General features: G+C 61.6%; 15 protein-coding genes. 12 read left to right on the top strand and 3 right to left on the bottom strand.

Annotated elements, in window-relative coordinates; genetic code table 11:
• Positions 1–4: 4 nt before the first annotated feature.
• Together J3A65_RS02625 and J3A65_RS02620 are read right to left on the bottom strand one after the other, a co-directional pair.
• The gene (locus J3A65_RS02625; RefSeq protein WP_209899177.1) at positions 5–871 is read right to left on the bottom strand and encodes a galactosyltransferase-related protein; all 867 of its coding nucleotides are present in this window, start codon (positions 869–871) and stop codon (positions 5–7) included.
• The gene (locus tag J3A65_RS02620) at positions 853–2,919 is read right to left on the bottom strand and encodes an HAD-IIB family hydrolase (RefSeq protein ID WP_209899174.1); all 2,067 of its coding nucleotides are present in this window, start codon (positions 2,917–2,919) and stop codon (positions 853–855) included. The genes J3A65_RS02625 and J3A65_RS02620 overlap by 19 nt, the downstream gene beginning before the upstream one ends.
• Before the next feature lie 31 nt (positions 2,920–2,950).
• On the opposite strand from J3A65_RS02620, the gene J3A65_RS02615 reads away from it, so the two are divergent.
• The 4 genes from J3A65_RS02615 (at position 2,951) to J3A65_RS02600 (ending at position 6,894) form a co-directional block, all read left to right on the top strand.
• Positions 2,951–4,021, top strand: a complete 1,071-nt coding sequence (locus J3A65_RS02615; RefSeq protein ID WP_209899171.1) for a glycosyltransferase family 4 protein — start codon at positions 2,951–2,953, stop codon at positions 4,019–4,021.
• A complete protein-coding gene (locus tag J3A65_RS02610) occupies positions 4,021–5,211 on the top strand; it encodes a glycosyltransferase family 4 protein (RefSeq protein ID WP_209899925.1) in 1,191 nt (396 codons plus the stop codon). Before J3A65_RS02615 ends, J3A65_RS02610 begins: the two co-directional genes overlap by 1 nt.
• Positions 5,208–5,804, top strand: coding sequence for a hypothetical protein (locus J3A65_RS02605; RefSeq protein ID WP_209899166.1), 597 nt, complete (start codon positions 5,208–5,210; stop codon positions 5,802–5,804). The genes J3A65_RS02610 and J3A65_RS02605 overlap by 4 nt, the downstream gene beginning before the upstream one ends.
• Before the next feature lie 109 nt (positions 5,805–5,913).
• Positions 5,914–6,894 (top strand): L,D-transpeptidase, encoded by a 981-nt coding sequence (locus J3A65_RS02600; RefSeq protein WP_209899162.1) that lies wholly within the window; start codon positions 5,914–5,916, stop codon positions 6,892–6,894.
• Between the two features lie 4 nt (positions 6,895–6,898).
• Here the strand turns inward: J3A65_RS02600 and J3A65_RS02595 are convergent, their stop codons facing one another.
• Positions 6,899–7,558 carry a GntR family transcriptional regulator gene (locus J3A65_RS02595; RefSeq protein WP_200943527.1) on the bottom strand — a complete coding sequence of 220 codons (660 nt, stop codon included), beginning with the start codon at positions 7,556–7,558 and terminating at the stop codon, positions 6,899–6,901.
• Between the two features lie 312 nt (positions 7,559–7,870).
• On the opposite strand from J3A65_RS02595, the gene J3A65_RS02590 reads away from it, so the two are divergent.
• The 8 genes from J3A65_RS02590 (at position 7,871) to J3A65_RS02555 (ending at position 19,045) form a co-directional block, all read left to right on the top strand.
• The gene (locus J3A65_RS02590; protein ID WP_209899157.1) at positions 7,871–8,638 is read left to right on the top strand and encodes a 5-oxoprolinase subunit PxpA; all 768 of its coding nucleotides are present in this window, start codon (positions 7,871–7,873) and stop codon (positions 8,636–8,638) included.
• A 45-nt stretch (positions 8,639–8,683) separates the two neighbouring features.
• Positions 8,684–10,282: an urea amidolyase family protein gene (locus tag J3A65_RS02585; RefSeq protein WP_209899153.1), complete on the top strand. Its 1,599-nt coding sequence runs from the start codon at positions 8,684–8,686 to the stop codon at positions 10,280–10,282.
• Complete coding sequence (locus tag J3A65_RS02580) at positions 10,279–12,045, top strand: biotin carboxylase N-terminal domain-containing protein (protein WP_209899149.1); 1,767 nt, start codon at positions 10,279–10,281, stop codon at positions 12,043–12,045. Before J3A65_RS02585 ends, J3A65_RS02580 begins: the two co-directional genes overlap by 4 nt.
• Positions 12,042–13,865 carry an ABC transporter ATP-binding protein gene (locus J3A65_RS02575; protein WP_209899146.1) on the top strand — a complete coding sequence of 608 codons (1,824 nt, stop codon included), beginning with the start codon at positions 12,042–12,044 and terminating at the stop codon, positions 13,863–13,865. Before J3A65_RS02580 ends, J3A65_RS02575 begins: the two co-directional genes overlap by 4 nt.
• Positions 13,866–13,907: 42 nt before the next feature.
• Positions 13,908–15,440 carry an ABC transporter substrate-binding protein gene (locus J3A65_RS02570; protein ID WP_209899142.1) on the top strand — a complete coding sequence of 511 codons (1,533 nt, stop codon included), beginning with the start codon at positions 13,908–13,910 and terminating at the stop codon, positions 15,438–15,440.
• A gap of 67 nt (positions 15,441–15,507) precedes the next feature.
• Positions 15,508–16,431: an ABC transporter permease gene (locus tag J3A65_RS02565; RefSeq protein WP_209899138.1), complete on the top strand. Its 924-nt coding sequence runs from the start codon at positions 15,508–15,510 to the stop codon at positions 16,429–16,431.
• Positions 16,432–16,437: 6 nt separating this feature from the next.
• Complete coding sequence (locus tag J3A65_RS02560) at positions 16,438–17,286, top strand: ABC transporter permease (RefSeq protein ID WP_062459423.1); 849 nt, start codon at positions 16,438–16,440, stop codon at positions 17,284–17,286.
• A 31-nt stretch (positions 17,287–17,317) separates the two neighbouring features.
• Positions 17,318–19,045, top strand: a complete 1,728-nt coding sequence (locus tag J3A65_RS02555) for a M14 family metallopeptidase (protein ID WP_209899134.1) — start codon at positions 17,318–17,320, stop codon at positions 19,043–19,045.
• Positions 19,046–19,067 lie beyond the last annotated feature (22 nt).

The raw sequence follows: 19,067 nt of genomic DNA, 5'->3' as shown, positions 1-19,067 counted from the left end.
ATTCCTATGAATACAGAACGGTACCGGGCTGTCGCGCGGCCTCAATTTCAGTCGGGTCCGGAAAGCGCAGGACGTCCAGCGCATCGCCATCCTCCTCCCATCGGATCAGCCCCGCCTCGCGGAACTGGCCAAGCCAGTAGCCCATGCACCAGCGGCCATGCTTTTCCTGAAAGAGGCGGGCATTGCGAAGGATCGGGTCGAAGTTGTGCAGAGGCGGTATGAGGACCGGGTGATGCTGGTGGTAGACGCGCGCGCCACCCACCCGGTAGGTCTTCACTCCGGCCTGCTCTGCCGATGCGGCGAAGTCGGTTTCTTCCCCGCCGTAACCGACAAAGCGCTCATCCATACCGCCGATCGCTTGCCACGTGCTTTTTCGCAGCGCGAAGGACAGGCCCCAAAGCTGGCCGCCATCCGGTTCCTGCTCGACACGGCCGAATTCAGGAAACCGGGGCTTGGAGACATGCGGTTTGCCGAGCTCGTCGAGCACACCGTAGTCTCCCCGGAAATCGTTCACTTCTGCCGGCAGATACAGAACTTCGCTCAGACAGATCCCGTCATGCTCGTTCAAGGCGGCAGAGTAGGATTCAACAACCGTTGGCGACGCGATGCAGTCAACGTCGAGAAACATGAGTGTATCCCCCGAAGCCGCGTTTGCCGCCGCGTTCCGCGCCTTGGCAAGAGGCAAGTCCTCTCCCTCGACGAACACGTGCTTGACCGGAAACCGCAGGCTCGGCAGATCCTCGAAAGGCTCCGGCTGCATCCAGGCGATCACGAGTTCCGTGGGAAGGCACGACTGCTCCCCAAGGCTGCGCATCAGGTTGGCGAGATGTCGCTCGCGGCCACGAACCAGGGTCAGGACACTGAGAGACATTCAGCCTCCGCCTGTCTGCGGAAGTGGAGAACACCTTCGATTATGCCTGCCGCATGGGTTTCTGAGGCGATATAGGAATGGCTGAGTGCAGGAAGCGTGGCCAGTCCATCCGAGTAGTTGGCGACGATGATCGACTGCGGGATGGCCTGAAGCATCTCGATATCGTTGCCGGAATCGCCGGCGACGAACACCATGTTTTCAGACAGTCCAGCACCACGACGGACGTAGTCAACGGCCGTCCCTTTCGATGCCTTGAGCGGCAGGACGTCGAGGTACCGTCGATGGCTGTGGATCACCGACGCGCGCAAACCGGCCTTTTCCAGCAGTTCCTTGATGCGTGCCACGACGCCGCTCGAGCCGTCACTGAAATAGCTGAGCTTGAAATCGCGCTGTTCGAGCGACGCCTGCGGGGTGAGGAAGCCTGCCTTGCGCAGAACTCTCTCGATGCCGCTTCGGTCCCAGTTCTCGGCGATGCGCTCGGCCCAATTCCGGTCATACTCGTAGGAGACGCCGTTCTCGCTCAGGTGATAGATCTCGGATCCGACCGAGGTGATCATGACTTCCGGCCTCGGCACATCCTCCTGTTCGAGAATGGCCATGGCGCTGTGGAAGGAACGACCGGTCGCGACCCCGAAAGACAATCCACTCTGCTGTCGCCGCCAATTGCCAAAGGCATGCAGATGCGGAACCGATCCCACCAGAGTGTTGTCGATGTCGCTGATCAGTAGCTGCGAGGGCTTTTCCGTCTTGGCTGCGGGCTTGTCGATCAGCTCCGAGAGCAGGCCGTGATACCGTTCGGTATGTCGCGCCCAGTCATAACAGGCGACAGCATGTTCGCCGGCCTTGGAGTAAGTCTGCCACGTTTCGGAGCAGCCCAGGATTTTCAGCGCTGCGGAAGCAAGACCGTCCTCGTCGCGCGGGTCTATCAAGACACCGTTGCCGCAGGTCTCGACGATATCATTGGGGCCGCCGCTGTCTGTCGCGATCAAAGGCAGACCAACGGCCGAGGCTTCCAGGAGCGTCAATCCGAACGGTTCGTTGAGTGCCGGATTGACGAAAATGCCACCGCGATCGCGAGCATAGGCATAGTAGGCTGGCACCAAATCCGGTCGATGCATCTTGGGATAGGCGATCTTGCCGTACAGATCGTAGGTATCGACGAGATGAAGGATTTCGCGCAGGTTGTCCGCGAGATCCGGTTCGAGCTCGTCGATTTCGCAGCGGTTGCCGGCGAGGATCACAAGGTTCGCAGCTTCCTGGAGCGCTGGCGATTTTCCGTAGGCCCGCACAAGCCCGATCAGGTTCTTCTTGGTGACCGGGCGCGCGATGGCAAGCAACACAGGCTTTTCCGGTTCAGCGAGGAAACGAGCGAGCTGCACCTCGACAGTTTCCGATGACTGGGCGCCCTGAAAAGCATCGAGGTCGCTGCCGGGCGGAAGCACGCGGATTTTGCCGGCGTCGTAATTGTCATACCCCTTGTACTGCAGCTCAGCCTCGTCGCGCGAGGACGCAATGATCAGGGACGCCTGTTCAAGCGCGCATTCTTCCGCCGCAAGACGATGCGTCATGGATGCGTCCGATGCGATTTCCGGCATGGCCGCAATTTTCACCCTGCCGAGCGAATGCCCCGTGAAAACGAAGGGAATGCCCAACTCCGTTTTGATCCGCGCAGCGACGACCGCAGCGTCGGCGTAATGCGCATGGACAATGTCAGGAAGCCCATGTTCGCGAAGGTGAGCGATCAGCTCTTCGCTGAAGGATGCAACCTCTGCATGCATATCCTCTTTGCTGACATAATCGGGGCGGTTGGTACGCAACCGTACAATCGAAATCTGCGGGCTCACGGCCTCGGAAGGCCGCTGATAGTCCTCGCCGTGGCCTTCGAAGGCGCGCGTTGCGATCACTATTTTGGAGGCGGTGTCAGAGGCTTCACAGGCGCCGACAAGATCCATCAAGTAGCGGATATGCCCGCCGGTATCGGCCGTTAGCCCATACTCGACATTATTTCCGCGCAGACACCCTTGAAGTGCGACATGAAGAACGAACATACACAACCTTTCTGAGCAACAAGGATACAAAATGCTAGAATGCGCACCGGAACTCCCGAAGCCGATAAGGGTTGCGCAGGTTGCACCAAGTATCTTCCCCGTTCCTCCCCGCGATCATGGCGGAACGGAGCGTGTGATCCACGATCTCTGCGTAGCGATGCAACGCCAGGGTTGTGAGGTTACCCTGTTTGCGGCATCCGACAGCACCACGCCGGTCACCCGCATCGGGTCCCTGCCGAGCTTGCAGTTTCTGGAGAGCGAACACGGCACCGTGCCACCTTCGATACCGGCAGTGCTCGAAAGCGTGACGTTGGATAAGGTTCGCCAGCGGCTCGCCGAGTTCGACATCCTGCATTTCCACGGCGAGTTCTTTCACGCGACCCTGCTGGGCGATCAGCGCTCGAAATCGCTGACAACGATCCATTGGCGCGTCGACGAGCTTGACCGGAAGCTGTTCTTCAATGCCTTCCCCGACCTGCCGGTCGCGGCCATTTCAGCGTCCCAGCAACGTGGGATCCCAGAAGCCAACCGCGCCGGCGTCGTCCTTCACGGCGTCGACGGAGACCGCTTCGAGCCCTCCTTCGAGCCCGGGTCCTATCTCGCCTTCATCGGGCGCATGACCGACCAGAAGCGGCCGGACAAGGCAATCGACGTTGCGGTCGAGTGCGGTCACCCCATCAAGCTCGCCGGTACGGTTGACGTCGGCAATCCGCTCTATTTCGACACCTCTGTCCGGCCGAAGCTTGGCGATGGTGTCGAGTATGTCGGCCCGGTCGGTGATGCGGCCAAGAGCGAGTTGCTCCGCGGTGCGACAGCGCTGCTGTTTCCAATCGACTGGCCGGAACCGTTCGGTCTGGTCATGATCGAGGCGATGGCCTGCGGTACGCCCGTGATTGCGTGGAACAAGGGTTCGGTCTCCGAAGTGGTGGAAGACGGTGTCACCGGCTTTATCGTCGAAACCGAAGCCCAGGCAGTCGAGGCCGTAAACAAGGTGGGAAGCCTCGATCGCCGCCGCATCCGCGCCCGGTTCGAGGAGCGCTTTACCGCAGACCGCATGGCGCGGGACTATATCGAGATCTACAAAAGGATGCTGAAGTCGTGATGCGGACAGCGCTTCTCGCCTGGGACTACCCGCCGTCTCCAAGCGGACTTTCGACGGCGGCCAGGGAGATCGCTATGGCGCTCTCTGGCGAGGGCTGCGACGTGACTGTCTTCACGCTCGATCGCTCGGGAGCCCAGGACATAGACGGCGTTCGCGTCGTCGGTTGTGATATCCCGGATCAATCCCGTATCGGCCGCCTGCGCAAATGGGCTGCGATCGGTCACGCCGCCGCACCGCTGCGGTTCCGACAGGCCGTTTTGCGTGATCATGCGGCAAAGCCCTTCGACGTGGTGGAAGCAACCAACTGGTACGCGCCAGCGAGTTTGCTGACGGGTCGGCACGGATTTGCGCTTGTGACGCGCAATTCGACGCCCGCTGCCTGGAGCAGGATGGCTGAGCTGCCGGTTCGAGACAAGCTGGACGCGGCTGCTGCGAACTTGCTGGAAAAGAAGCAGGCAGGGTCGAGCGCCGGGCTGATCTCCAACACGGACGAACACGGTCGACGGATCGTCGACCTCTATAAGATCGATAGCCAAATACCGCATCGGACGATCGGTCTTTCGCTGCCGCCTGAATTGCTGAAGACGGCACAGTCATCGCCCTACCCGGCTGGAGAGGAACCTGTCAGAATCCTGTTCGTCGGACGTGCGGAACAGCGCAAGGGTTTTGCAGAGCTGATGGGCGCGGTAGAAATTCTGGCCGCCGAAGTCGCTTCCGGAACACTTCCTCCGTTTCACGTCAATCTGCTCGGCGTGCCGTCCGTCGATCTGCCGTCGCAGATGAGCGCTGTTGCGCGCGAACGGGTAACCGCCCTGGGCCGCCAACCCGACGAAATGCTCCACGACCTCTATCGGCAGGCTCATATCGTTGCGGCACCGTCGCGATACGAAAGCTTCGGACTGGTTTACCAGGAGGCGATTGCGTTCGGGCGGCCCGTGGTCGCATCGGCTGAAGATCCGAGCGCGCGGGAATTCGTCGGAGCGACCGGAGCCGGGCTACTCGCGGAACGAACGCTTCCCCAGGACATCGCAGCCTCCTTGCGATCCCTTATCCAGTCGCCACAGTTGCGTGAACAACTGCATCATCGCGCCGTGCTGGCAGCCGGCCGTTTCGATAGACCCTATCTCGGTCGCGAGACCATGGCGCTCTACCGGCAGGCAATAGCCAAGTCTGGAAAGGCAAGATCTTGAAGGACGAGACAAACATCCGAGACGAAAGCCATATCGCGATCATCGGCAACTGCCCTGACTTCGTCGATGCCGGGCAGATGACGGATCGCTGTGACTGGGTCACGCGCTTCAACAATACCGCTGGGTTCATGGACGTCTCGGGGACGGCGATCTCCGAACTGGTTCTCGTCAGCCGCGGCGGACAGGCGACCGAATGGCTGGCCGACCCGGAGTTCACCAATCGCCCCGCGGTGCGGAAAGCCGCACTGATTACATTGGTTTTTCCGCCGAGTTCGGATCCCGGCGACGAATGCGGCGCCTTGGAGCTGACGTCGTTGCTGGAGGGCATCGGAAGACGCGTGCGCTATATCGAGCAATCCGTTCACGATCAGGCCCGACAGGAGCTGGAGGCGCTGGGCGCGCCGCCGGACGCAGCCTTGAGCTCGGGTTTCGTCTATGCGTTCGAAACCCTCCTCAATCGACCGGAAGATGCGCCGCCTGTGATCGTGGCGGGCTTTTCGTTCGAAGGCTGGGACGGTCATGCCTGGGGCGCCGAAAAGCGCTGGTTCGGAGACATGCAACAGTCGGGACGGCTCGATATTCGCGGGCTGTAAACCCGTCGTCAGGATAACGGCTGGCGCGTTCTGTGGCTGTCTAAGCCGCTTGCCCGACCAGAATTTCTAAATGGACGGAACTTCGGTCGGACTCACGCCTTCTAACGCCATGAAAAACAAAATCCTGCTCGTCTCGCTTCTATCCTCAATCACATTCGGAGCCGCGCAAGCGCAGGAATTGACCGCTGAGGTGGTCAATAACGCGAATATTGCGGCTGTTCCGCCAGAGCCAGTCGAGCAGCAGGAGAAGCCTGCCCCGGATCCCGCGATCATTCACCTTCAGGTTCTCCTCGATCGCGCCGGCGCTTCCCCGGGCGTGATCGACGGCCTGGACGGAAACAATGTTCGCAAGGCTGTCGCGGGTTTCGAAGCTCTCCAGAGACTTCCCGTCGACGGGAAAGTCGACCCCGACGTGGTTACGCGTCTGGCAGACGATCAGCATGTCGTCGGTCCATACCAGATCGATCCCGATGATGCTGCAGACATCGTCGCCGAGATTCCGAAGGACTATGCCGAACAGGCCAAGATGGAGCATCTTGGCTTTACCAGCGTCGCTGAAAAGCTCGCCGAGCGGTTCCATATGGACGTGGACCTCGTGCATGCACTGAACCCATCGGCGAAATTCGAGGCAGGCGAAACCATCTTGGTCGCCAACATCGGTGCGCCCCGCGCCGGCGTCGTCAAACGGATAGAAGCTCGTCGCAAGGAAGGACAACTGGTCGCTTACGACGATCAGGATGCTATCATCGCGGTTTATCCGGCCACGATCGGGAGCGAGGATAATCCGTCGCCCTCCGGCAAGCATAAGGTCAACGGCGTCGCCCGTAACCCGACCTATGAATACAATCCGAAAATCAACTTCCAGCAGGGACAGAACAAGTCCAAGCTCACACTCCCGAGCGGTGCCAACAATCCTGTCGGAACGGTCTGGATCGATCTGTCGGAGCCGACCTACGGCATCCACGGAACGCCGGAGCCGTCGCTGATCGATAAGGCGGGCTCGCACGGTTGTGTGCGTCTCACGAACTGGGACGCCGAGGAACTGGCCAGCATGGTGAAGCCCGGCGTGATGGTCGAATTCGAAGACTAAAGCGTTACTTCGTCACGCGCGCATAGGCGCCCAGAATGAGCCGTTCGGCGCGCAGAAGGTAGGCCTCGAGCATGATGGATGCTTCCTGCGCGCGACCCGCTTCCAGTTCGGTGAGGATCTCGAGGTTCTGGTCGATGAACGGACCATGCAGCAGCTCCGGATCGCGCAGTAGGCCGAAGACGAGCCGCAGTTCCAGCGATATCTGTGCGTAGAAGGCCGAAAGGCGTGAACTGTCGGCGAGTTCGACGACGGCGGAATGGAATGCGATATCGGCAGTACCGACGCTCAACCAGTCCTTCGTTTCCCGCGAAAGTGCCGCCGCCTCGACGGCCGCCCGCATCTTGGCCACGCCCGGATGGCGCGGATGGGCATTGGCAATTGCCGAGCATTCGATGACCCGCCGGACGCGGTAGATATCGATGATTGTTGCCATGCTGGGCGTCGAAACGAAAACGCCCCGATTGGCTTCGTATCGCAGCAGCCCTTCCTTGGTCAGAATGCGGAATACTTCGCGCAACGTGTTGCGTGATACCTGCATCTCGTCGCTAAGCGTCAACTCTGAAAGGTGACTGCCGGGAGTAAGCCTGCCGGAGATAACCTGTTCGCGGATACGACTGGCAACGCTTTCGGCAAGCGTCTGCACCGGCTCGCCCGGACGCGCAATCACTGGACCGTTGCCGTCTGGAACAGAAAGCACGCCTCTATCAGCGCCTTGCAGTTTGCGTTCAGCCAAGCCTTTGCCCCTCGCTCCGGATCTCGTCTCAATTTTCGGTAAAGCGCTTCGAACCCCGTCACAAGCGAAATGAGCCGAACCCGAACCCGCATGGTCCACTAAACCGTGCAAAACGCGGGTGACGCATCATTATTGCGCATTTGCCTAACTGTAGAGCAACATATAAAAATTGTTCAACACTCTGGACAGCATTGTTCGCCTTTGTTAGCGTCTAGTCAACGAGGATGAGGGTGCGCTGACAGTATGCTGACCATCGACATCAACAGTGACTTGGGCGAGAGCTTCGGCGCCTGGAAGATGGGTGACGATTCTGCCATGCTCGACGTGGTGAGCAGCGCCAACGTCGCCTGTGGTTTCCACGCCGGCGATCCGGCAGGGATCCTCAAGACAGTGAAGGCCGCCGCAGAACGTGGCGTGGCGATTGGTGCGCATGTCGGCTATCGCGATCTGGCAGGCTTTGGCCGTCGCAACATGGATCCTTCGAGCGAAGAACTGATTGGCGACGTGATCTATCAGATCGGCGCCTTGCAGGGCTTGGCCAAGGCTGCCGGCACCCGCGTTACCTATGTGAAGCCGCATGGCGCGCTCTACAATACGATTGCCATCGACGCGCGGCAGGCAGCCGACGTCATCGCGGCAATCCGGGCCATCGATCCCTCGCTGGTGTTGATGGCTCTGGCCGGTTCGCAGCTGGTCGAGCAGGCTCGCACGGCCGGCCTGACGGTTGTTGCCGAGGCCTTTGCCGATCGCGCCTATACGCCGGAAGGCAACCTTGTCTCCCGCCGCGAAAAAGGCTCGGTCCTGCATGATCCCGAACTCGTGGCCCAGCGGATGCTGCGCATGGTCCGCGACGGTGTGATCGAGGCCATCGACGGAACGATGACGCAGATCGATGCGCAGTCCATCTGCGTGCATGGCGACAGCCCAGGCGCAGTCGCGATCGCGCAGCGGCTGCGCGCGCTTCTGGAAGAATCCGGCCATGCCGTCCAGCCCTTCGCGCCGGCCGTATAACCCGACATGCATATCGCTCCCCCGTCCATGCCTCGTGATACATCCATGCGCTTTCTGCCCGTGCGTGACGACAGCATTCTGGTCGAACTCGCCGATCTCGGTGAGGCGCTGGCGCTGTTCGATGCGCTCGATACCAACCCAGTCGACGGTATCCGCGAGATCATTCCGGCAGCCCGCACGCTGCTGATTGCCTTCGATCCGGGCGTGATCTCCAACGAAGCCCTGACGGATGCGGTTGCTGCACTCGCCGGCGGCCAGCGCAAGGCGGCTTCCGGCCCGCTCGTCGAGATCCCGGTTCGCTACGATGGCGAGGATCTTGGCGAAGTTGCCGGCGTCCTCGGCCTGAGCGTCGCGGACGTCATTCGCCTGCATGGCGAAAGCGAGTATGTCGCAGCCTTTACCGGCTTTGCGCCCGGTTTCGCCTATCTCTCGGGCGGCGATCCGCGGCTCAACGTACCCAGGCGCAAATCGCCCCGGACCCGGGTTCCGGCCGGAGCTGTCGGCCTTGCCGGAGAATTCAGTGGCGTCTATCCCAAGACCAGCCCGGGCGGCTGGCAGCTGATTGGCACGACGCCGCTTGCCATGTTCGATATCGATCGCACACCGGCCGCGCTTCTCCAGCCGGGAAGTCGCGTGCGCTTTCGCGATATGGCGGCCGACAAAGCCTACGAAGTTTCGGCCCCTGCGAAAACTGCGACTGCTCCTGTTGCGGCAAGCTATTCAAACTGCGCAATCGAGGTTCTGGCCGTCGGCCTGCCGGTCCTGTTTCAGGATCTCGGCCGCGCTGGTCAAGCAAACCAGGGCATCAGCGTATCTGGCGCAGTCGATCGCAGCAGTTTCAAGGCCGCCAACCGCCTCGTCGGTAATCCGGTCGGCACGCCGGCGCTGGAGATCTCGCTTGGCGGCTTCCGTTTTCGCATGCGCGGCCGCGGCGTGATTGCGGTGACGGGTGCATTCACGCCGATCACGATTGTCACCACCTTTGGCCGAAAGCTGTCGGTAGCCCATGGCGAAGCAATCGCGCTCGATGACGGCGACATCGTTTCGCTCGGGCAACCGCCAGCCGGCATGCGCTCCTATCTGGCACTGCGCGGCGGCTTTGACGTGACGCCGGTTCTCGGCAGCGCGGCGACGGATACCCTGGCGCAGATCGGGCCTGCAGCACTTGGCGCGGGCGCCGTTATCGGAATTCGCCCGCCGGTGCTGGGATCGACCGTTGCTGCGCCAGAACGACCGGCGTTCGACATGCCGGACACTGTGGAGACCGTCGTGCTCGACGTGGTCATGGGCCCGCGCACAGACTGGTTCACACAAAGCGCCGTCGAGACATTCCTGTCCCAGGAATGGTCGGTAACGCCGCAATCGAGCCGGGTCGGCATCCGTCTTTCCGGTGAAGCGCTGGAGCGCCAGAACCATAGCGAGTTGCCGAGCGAGGCAACCGTGCGCGGGGCGCTTCAGGTGCCGGCGAGCGGTCAGCCGGTCCTGTTCCTTGCCGATCATCCGCTGACCGGCGGTTATCCGGTCATTGCCAATGTCGCCCGCCATCATCTCGATCTCGCAGGCCAGATCCCTGTCGGAGCGAAGATCCGTTTCAACGCGATCAGCGCCTTCGCTCCCCGGTCCATCTTAGGAAAATACCCATGAAGAAGGTTCTGATAGCTAACCGCGGCGAGATCGCGGTGCGGATCATTCGGGCCTGCAAGGATTACGGCCTGACCTCGGTTGCCGTCTACGCGGACGCCGATGCCGATGCGATGTTCGCGGCGCAGGCCGATGAGGCCTATTCCCTGAACGGTGCCACGGCCCGGGAAACCTACCTCGACATCGAGAAGCTGATCGCCGTCGCAAAGCGCTCCGGCGCCGACGCCGTGCATCCGGGATATGGCTTTCTCTCCGAGCGCGCGGAATTCGCAAAGGCTGTCATCGATGCCGGGCTGATCTGGATCGGCCCTGCCCCTCACGTGATCGAGGCGCTCGGCGACAAGCTCCAGGCCCGCGCGATCGCCCAAAAGGTCGGCGCACCGCTGGTTGCCGGTAGCGACGGCGCAATCACCTCGCCTGCCGAGGCCCTGGCTTTCGCACGGCAATTCGGCATGCCGATCGCCATCAAGGCGGCGCATGGCGGTGGCGGACGCGGAATGAAGATCGCGCGCGATCTCGATGAGGTCGAAGAACTGTTCTCATCGGCTACGCGCGAAGCGGTCGCGGCCTTCGGTCGTGGTGAGTGCTACGTCGAGCAGTTCCTGGACCGCCCAAGACATATCGAAGCTCAGGTTCTGGCCGACAGCCACGGCAATGTGGTTGTCGTCGGTACCCGCGATTGCTCGCTGCAGCGTCGTAACCAGAAGCTCGTCGAGGAAGCGCCAGCCCCCTTCCTCTCGGACGAGCAGCGCGAAACGATCCACGCGGCCTCGCGCGATATCTGCGCGGAGGCCGGCTATACCGGTGCCGGCACAGTCGAATTCCTGCTCAGCGCCGATGGCGTCATCTCCTTCCTCGAGGTGAATACCCGCTTGCAGGTGGAACATCCGGTCACCGAAGAGACTACCGGTCTCGACCTCGTCATCGAACAGTTCCGCATTGCCGAAGGCCTGCCGATCAGCGTGACCACGATGCCGGAGCCGCGTGGCCACGCGATCGAATTCCGCATCAATATGGAAGATCCCGGTCGCGGCTTCCTGCCGTCCGCCGGCGAGATCTCGAATTTCACGGCGCCATCGGGGCCGGGCGTACGTCTCGATAGCGGCGTCACGACAGGTTCGGTCATTCCGCCGATGTTCGACTCGCTGGCTGCAAAGCTCGTCGTCTGGGGTGCGACGCGCGATCAGGCCATTGCCCGTGCCCGCCGCGCGCTCAACGAATTCACGATCGAAGGCGTGCCGTCCGTCCTGCCGTTCCACCGTGCGGTGCTCGATCATGCGGATTTCTCGAGCACGGAATTCCGCGTTCACACGCGCTGGATCGAAACGGATTTCGCCGAGACGCTCGAAGACGCTGCCCGCCCTGCCCCGGCATCCGCCAGCGGGCTTCTTCGCGGCCATGTCGAGATCGACGGCAAACGTGTCGAGATCGGCATTCCCGATAATTTCCTTCGCCTGCTAGGCCAGATGCCTGCGACGGCATCGAGCGCCGGACCGGACGCTGCCGAGAATGATGCCGGCGCTGTTCGCGCCTCGGTTCCAGGCCTGCTCGTGCAATGGAATGTCGAGGATGGCGCAGCCGTCCGTGAAGGCGAGGTTGTTGCCATGATGGACGTGATGAAGATGGAAACCGCCGTCACCGCACCCGTTAACGGTATCATCAGCCTACTGGCAAAGGCCGGATCCTCCCAGACTGCTGGCGCAGTCATTGCCCGTATCGCCCCGGACGACCCCGGAACCACTAGCAAGACGGAGACGCGGACATGAGCATGACCGAAAACAGCAAGCCGCTCCTGTCGGTCGAACGCCTGAGCGTCGAATTCGGCGCGAGCCGCGTCGTCGACGACCTATCCTTTACCGTCGAGGCCGGCCAGACGGTCGCGGTCGTCGGCGAGTCCGGTTCGGGCAAGTCGGTGACCTCGCTGTCGACCATGCGTCTCGCCGACATGATGGGTGCGAATTATGCGTCCGGTCGTATCATGTTCAACGGCCGCGACCTGTTGCAAGCTAGTCAGAAAGAGATGCGGTCGGTCCGCGGCAAGGAGATCGCCATGATCTTCCAGGAGCCGATGACCTCGCTCAACCCGGTCTTCACCATTGGCGACCAGATCTGCGAAGTGCTTGTCCTGCACGAGAAGATGAGCAAGAGCGCGGCCCTGACTGAGGCCGGCCGGCTGCTCGACATGGTGCGACTGCCCGACTCTGAAGAACTTCTGACCCGCTATCCGCACCAGCTTTCCGGTGGCATGCGGCAGCGTGTGATGATCGCGATGGCGCTTGCCTGCCGCCCGAAGCTGCTGATTGCCGACGAGCCGACGACTGCGCTTGATGTCACCATCCAGGCGCAGATCCTCAACATCATGCGCGATCTGCAGAAGACCCTCGGCATGGGCATGGTGTTCATCACCCATGACATGGGCGTCGTTGCCGAAATGGCAGACCATGTCGTCGTCATGTGGAAGGGTAAGAAAGTCGAGGAAGGCCCGGTTTGCGAGATCTTCGCCAACCCGCAGCACCCCTATACCCAGGCCCTGCTTTCCGCCGTGCCGAAGCTCGGCAGCATGACGGGAGAGGCTTTCCCCAAGCGTCTGCCGCTGACCATTTTGCAGGATGGCAAGCCGACCGTCGTCGGCGAGGAGCGGATCCAGGACACGGTCAAGAATGGCGCAACGCCGCTCCTGTCGGTCAAGGATCTCTACGTCCGCTTCGACATCAAGAAAAACCTGTTCGGCAAGGCCACCCATCGCTTGAGCGCCGTGCAGAAAGTGAGTTTCGACATCAACCCCGGTGAGACGCTGGCACTGGTTGGCGAAAGCGGATCGGGCAAGTCGACGATCGGCCGGACGATCCAGCAGCTTCAGTCTGCCATGTCCGGCGACATCGCCTTCAACGGCCGAACCTTCTCGTCCATGTCGGCTGCCGAACGCTTCCGCCTGCGCCAGGATGTCCAGTACATCTTCCAGGACCCGTTCGCCTCGCTCGATCCGCGCAAGACCGTCGGCTTCTCAATTGCAGAGCCGATCAACACCCACAGCCTGATCTCCGATGCCAAGGCCGTCCGCCGCCGCGTCGACGAACTGCTGGAGCGTGTCGGCCTAACTTCCGATGTCGCGACCCGCTATCCGCACGAGTTTTCCGGCGGCCAGCGGCAGCGCGTCTGCATTGCCCGCGCGCTTGCCTCCGATCCGAAGCTGATCATTGCCGACGAGGCGCTGTCGGCGCTCGACGTGTCGATCCAGGCACAGATCATCAACCTGTTCATGGACCTGCAGGCCGAACGCGGTCTCGCCTACCTGTTCATCAGCCATGACATGGCCGTCGTCGAGAAGATGAGCCACCGCGTCGCGGTTCTGTTTCTCGGCCAGATCATGGAACTTGGCTCACGGCGCCAGGTTTTCGAGACGCCTGCCCACGATTACACCCGTCGCCTTCTGTCCGCGGTACCGGTCGCCGATCCGACCGTTGCCCGCCAGTCGGCGATGATCGAGGGCGAAATTCCCAATCCGGTGAGGCGCGTCGGTGACGAGCCCGCCATCCTCGTGCACGAGGAAATTAATCCAGGCCACTTCGTCGCGAAGAGCGCCTGAAACCAGCGACACAATCGCAACCATCTGAAGAGGAACAGATCAATGACAACAATCAAACGGGGACTGAAGGCGACCGCAGTGGCGCTTGCGCTCTCGACTGCCTTTGCGTCGGCGCCTGCGTTCGCTGCCGGAAAGCTGACCATTTCGAGCCCGCAGGATCCGGGCAGCTGGGATCCGATCGATACGTTTCTCGTGCAGTGGGCGGCCGTTGCCACCAACATCTTCGACGGACTGACCTATCGTGGTCCGGACCTGAAGCTGGTTCCGGGTCTCGCTGAATCCTGGGAAGAACTCGACGAAGGAAAGCGGATCCGCTTCAAGCTGCGCCAGAATGTGAAGTTCCACAACGGCGAGCCCTTCAACGCGGCCGCCGTCAAGTTTACCTTCGAGCGCCTTCTCGGCGAACAGGGTGCCAAGGGTCCGCAGCGTTCGAACTACGTCTCGATCGAGAGCGTCGAGGTCATCGACGATTACACAGTCGATCTGAAGCTCAAGGCTGCCGATCCGGTTCTTCTGACCAAGCTTGCCGGTTACGGCGCGATGATCGTTCCGCCGAAATACATCCAGGAAAAGGGTGAGGACAATTTCAACCTCAACCCGATCGGCACGGGCGCGTTCAAGTTCGTGTCCTACCAGCCCAAGGTCGACATCAAGCTCGAAGCCAATGCCGACTATTGGGGCGGCGCGCCGAAACTGTCGGAACTCCAGTTCCGATTTATCGCTGAGCCAGCAACCGCTGTTGCCGAACTGCAGGCTGGCCGCGTCGATCTGGTGATCCCGCCGACCATTCCGATCGGCATGCTGCCGGTCATCGAAGGCGACAACAAGCTGGAAATCGTTTCCGTTCCCGGCCCGACTGTCGACGCGCTGCGCTTCAACACCCGCGACGGCATCACTGCCGACCCAAAGGTGCGCAAGGCGATCATCATGGCTGTCGATCGCGCCACGATCGTCAAGTCGATCCTCGCCGGCCAGGCCTCCGAGATCACCAGCTTCCAGAGCGCGCTTTCCTTCGGCTTCGATCCGGACCTCAAGGCAATCCCTTACGATCCGGCCGGTGCCAAGGAGCTGCTTGCCGAAGCCGGCGTGAAGACGGGTGCGACGCTGCAGATCGATATCCGCGGCAATGATGCGACGATGAACGAAGTGGCGCAGGTCATTTCGAGCTACCTGTCGATGGTCGGTATCACCGCCACCATCAAGCCTTACGAAACCAACGTTCTGCTGAACGACATCATCCCGCAGGGCAAGACCGGCGCGATGTTCCAGCAGAAGTGGGGCGGCTGGACGTTCGACTACGACAACACCGCCTATTCGATGTACCACTCGGGCGAAAAGTGGAACCCGTACGATAAGGACGAAAAGCTGGACAAGCTGCTGGAATCGCAGCGTCCGCTGACCGACCGTGCGGCCCGCGAAAAGATCCTGCGGGAAGTCGGCGCCTATGCGTCGGAACGCGCGCTCGAACTGCCGCTCTACAACAGCAACGCCATCTTCGGCATCAACAAGCGGGTCAAGGGCTTCATCGCGCCCCCGGACAACCGCCTGAAGCTGACCGACGTCACCGTCGAGTAGTCATCTGAAAAGCCACCCCGCCCGGGCCAACCCGGGCGGGGCCGAACTTCTCCTTAAGGACAACACAGTGGCCGGTTTCCTCATCAAGCGAATGCTACAGGCAATTTTCGTCGTCATCGCCATCACGCTCATCGTCTCGTTCGCCATTCGCCTGACCGGTGATCCGGCCGTCACGATGTTCCAGGGCGGCGGCAGCATGACGGAAGACGATCTGGCGCGCATTCGCGCAGCGCTCGGAACCGACCAGCCGTTCCTCGTCCAGTACTGGACGTTCATGAAGGGGCTGGTCACGCTCGATTTCGGCCGCAGCTTTTCCGGCGGCACGTCGGTCTCGATGCTGATCGGCAATGCCCTGCCGGCGACCCTGCTGCTCGCCTTTATCTCGATGTTCGTGTCGATCGCGCTTTCAATCCCGCTCGGCATCAAGGCTGCCACCTCGCGCGGCAAGGCTGCCGACCAGGCCATCCGCATCTTCTCGCTGATCGGCCTGTCGTTTCCGAATTTCTGGCTCGCCACCATGCTGGTCCTCTTGTTCTCCATCACGCTCGGCTGGCTGCCGCCAAGCGGCATGTCGGGCTTTTCGAGCTATGTCATGCCCGCCGTCACCATGGGCGTGATCCTGACCGCGACGAATGTGCGTCTTGTCCGCACCTCGATGCTGGAAACGCTGCAGTCGCAATACATCATGGTCGCGCGCGCCAAAGGCTTGAGCGAGAGCAAGGTTCTCTACAAGCACGCGCTGCGCAACTGCGCCATTCCGCTGATCACCTATTTCGGCCTGCAGTTCGGTGGCCTGCTCGGCGGCATCGTCGTCATCGAGCGTGTCTTCAACTGGCCGGGACTGGGCACGCTTGCCTTCGACGCCGTCGGCGCCCGCGACTTTCCCGTGCTTCAGGCCGTCATCACCGTTCTGTCGCTGATGATCGTCGGCATCAACCTTCTGGTCGACATCGCCTATGGCCTCGTCGATCCCCGCATCCGCACGGAGTAACCGGCAATGGCAACAAAAACCTCTAGCCGGTGGCGCTTCGCAAGCCTCGAATTCGTTCTCGGCATGTCCCTCACCGTCGTCATCTGCCTCGCAGTGCTGTTTTCCGACCTGCTGTTTCCGGGCGGCGCCGACAAGATCGACCTGATGGCGCGGCTCGCCAAACCCTTTGCGACCGCCGCTCACCCGTTCGGAACCGATCCGCTGGGCCGCGACGTGCTGGCGCGTGTCGTTGCCGGCGGAAAGATCTCGCTCCTGGTCGGCTTCACCTCCGTCATCGGCGCCGTCGTCTTCGGCGTGCTGGTAGGCCTGATCGCCGGCTATTACCGCGGTTTCTGGGACATGCTGGTGATGCGTTTTGCCGACCTGCAGCTCGCGATGCCGTTCATTCTGCTCGCTATCACATTCATCGCCATCGTCGGCGGAAGCCTGACCAACACGATCATCCTTCTGATTGTGTCGCAATGGGTGCAGTATGCCCGTCTGGTACGGGGCTCGGTGCTGACGCTGAGGGAGCGCGAGTTCGTCCTCTCGGCCCGCGCGATCGGGGTGAAGGACTGGCGCATTATCATCCAGCACCTTCTGCCGAACCTGATCGGACCGGTGATCGTTCTGATGACGCTCAACGTTGCCAACAACATCCTGCTCGAAAGCAGCCTGACATTCCTTGGCCTCGGCGTTGATCCGACCATTCCAAGCTGGGGCGGCATGCTGGCCGACGGCCGCACCTATCTGCAGACCGCATGGTGGGTCAGCGTCTTCCCGGGTCTTGCGATCCTGCTGACCGTGCTCGGTCTCAACCTCCTCGGCGACTGGCTGCGCGACAGCCTCGATCCGACCGGCCGCACATCCCGATAACCAGCACGGCATTCAACGAGGGTTAAGCGTCATGACTTCGATCTTTGAAACCACACTGGAGCGTACGCTCGACACGCTGGTTGCGAGCGCTGCGCCCGGCCAGTCGATCGAAGCCTGGACATTCGACGACATCAAGAGCCGCCGTGCCGCCGAACAGGCGTTGAAGGACAAGGGCGTCACGGCGCGGATCCGCAGCGCCTACAAGCCGCTTCTGTTTGCGTTTCTGGAAGAGATCGACCTTGAAGGCGTCACAGCGATCGAGGTGCGTTATCCCGTACATGCGGACGCCCCGGCCAACCGTTTCCGGCTCGAGGCCTATCCGCTTGCGGCACTTGTCGGAGACGCTGATATCGCGTTCATCGCGCGGGAAGATGACGAACTGGTCTACGACGTCACGCTCACCCGCAACGGCGAGACGGAAATGCTGAAGGTTCAGGCGCCGAACCGCGTGCATACCGATGCGGTCGGGGAAACCAATCTCTCCCCGACCGGCTGGATCAGCCGCGATGGCGCGACCGGCGAGCGCTTGGAGACGGATTACGAGCGCCTGTTCAGCCTTGCAATCGAGGCGATCGCAAACCACGACTGGGGCAACGAAGAACCCTATTTCGAAGAACTCAACATCGCCGTTTCCCATCCGGCGGAAGACATGCCGCTGGCGGTTGGCGACGAGGTCGTCAGCCTTCGCGAGGCCCTGCACGAGGACTTCTATTTCTCGCTGCTTGAATTCTTCCAGAAGAAGTCCGGACGCCCGCTTGGCGACCGTGGCCTGAAGCCCGGCCAGATCGTGCCGGAAATCGTGCGCAGCAACGGTGAGATCAGTGTTCGGGTGGAGACCCGGCCGTTGAGCACAGGTTTTCGGGATGGCCCCGAACAGGAAATCGATACGGCCAGCGAACCACCGGCCGTTGCGCAGATGTCGAGACTGCTGTCGGACATCGGTGGAGAGGAATTCGATGCCCGGTCGCGCTCCGGCCGCGTTCTCTCGGCGCGATACGTCAGAGGCAGCGACACGGCGGTCATGATCAGCGGCGGCCAGCATCCGAACGAGACGACCGGCATTGTCGGTGCCATCCGCGCTGCCCGTGCGCTGAAGCAGCGTGCCGGTGCTCATTTCACCATCTCGCCGATCGAGAACCCGGACGGCTACGCGCTGCACCAGCGCCTGCGGGTCGATAACCCGCGCCACATGCACCACGCCGCCCGCTACACCGCGCTCGGCGACGATCTTGAATACCGGACGGCGGAAAATTCCGGCCAGCATCTCAACGAAAAAGCCATCCGTTTCACAGCGCAGGAATTGAGCGGCGCACAGCTGCATATCAACCTGCACGGCTATCCATCGCACGAATGGACGCGGCCGCTATCCGGCTACGTGCCGCGCGGTTTTGGCATGTGGACGCTGCCGAAGGGTTTCTTCCTGATCATGCGCCACCACGCCGGCTGGACGCAGCAGGCGGAAGCCATCCTCGACCACGTCACCCGGCATCTCGGCGCAATTCCAGGCATTCTCGACTACAACAATCGCCAGATCGCACTCTACGAAACCCATGCCGGCGAGACGGGCTTCCGCATCATCAACGGCTTCCCGTGCCTGTCGTCGATTGACGATCGCCATACCGTACCGCTGACGCTGATCACCGAATATCCTGACGAGACTATCTACGGCGACGATTTCGTCACGGGCCATACGGCGCAGATGGAGACGGTGATCTCGGCCTATGATGTCTGGCAGACGCTTAACGCCTATACGTCGTAAGGTGACAGGCTCCCGGTAGCTG

Origin of the sequence: Rhizobium sp. PvP014 (genome assembly GCF_017876855.1) — a bacterium.
GTDB classification, from domain to species: Bacteria; Pseudomonadota; Alphaproteobacteria; order Rhizobiales; family Rhizobiaceae; genus Neorhizobium; species Neorhizobium soli.
Note: the sequence above shows the minus strand (reverse complement) of the source record. Positions and strands in the feature narration are given on the sequence as shown.

What these genes read in the sequence shown, in the direction of transcription:
- J3A65_RS02625 (WP_209899177.1), bottom strand. Translation starts at nt 871, where the DNA reads ATGTCTCTCAGTGTCCTGACCCTGGTTCGTGGCCGCGAGCGACATCTC.
- J3A65_RS02620 (WP_209899174.1), bottom strand. Translation starts at nt 2,919, where the DNA reads ATGTTCGTTCTTCATGTCGCACTTCAAGGGTGTCTGCGCGGAAATAAT.
- J3A65_RS02615 (WP_209899171.1), top strand. Translation starts at nt 2,951, where the DNA reads ATGCTAGAATGCGCACCGGAACTCCCGAAGCCGATAAGGGTTGCGCAG.
- J3A65_RS02610 (WP_209899925.1), top strand. Translation starts at nt 4,021, where the DNA reads ATGCGGACAGCGCTTCTCGCCTGGGACTACCCGCCGTCTCCAAGCGGA.
- J3A65_RS02600 (WP_209899162.1), top strand. Translation starts at nt 5,914, where the DNA reads ATGAAAAACAAAATCCTGCTCGTCTCGCTTCTATCCTCAATCACATTC.
- J3A65_RS02590 (WP_209899157.1), top strand. Translation starts at nt 7,871, where the DNA reads ATGCTGACCATCGACATCAACAGTGACTTGGGCGAGAGCTTCGGCGCC.
- J3A65_RS02585 (WP_209899153.1), top strand. Translation starts at nt 8,684, where the DNA reads ATGCGCTTTCTGCCCGTGCGTGACGACAGCATTCTGGTCGAACTCGCC.
- J3A65_RS02580 (WP_209899149.1), top strand. Translation starts at nt 10,279, where the DNA reads ATGAAGAAGGTTCTGATAGCTAACCGCGGCGAGATCGCGGTGCGGATC.
- J3A65_RS02575 (WP_209899146.1), top strand. Translation starts at nt 12,042, where the DNA reads ATGAGCATGACCGAAAACAGCAAGCCGCTCCTGTCGGTCGAACGCCTG.
- J3A65_RS02570 (WP_209899142.1), top strand. Translation starts at nt 13,908, where the DNA reads ATGACAACAATCAAACGGGGACTGAAGGCGACCGCAGTGGCGCTTGCG.
- J3A65_RS02560 (WP_062459423.1), top strand. Translation starts at nt 16,438, where the DNA reads ATGGCAACAAAAACCTCTAGCCGGTGGCGCTTCGCAAGCCTCGAATTC.
- J3A65_RS02555 (WP_209899134.1), top strand. Translation starts at nt 17,318, where the DNA reads ATGACTTCGATCTTTGAAACCACACTGGAGCGTACGCTCGACACGCTG.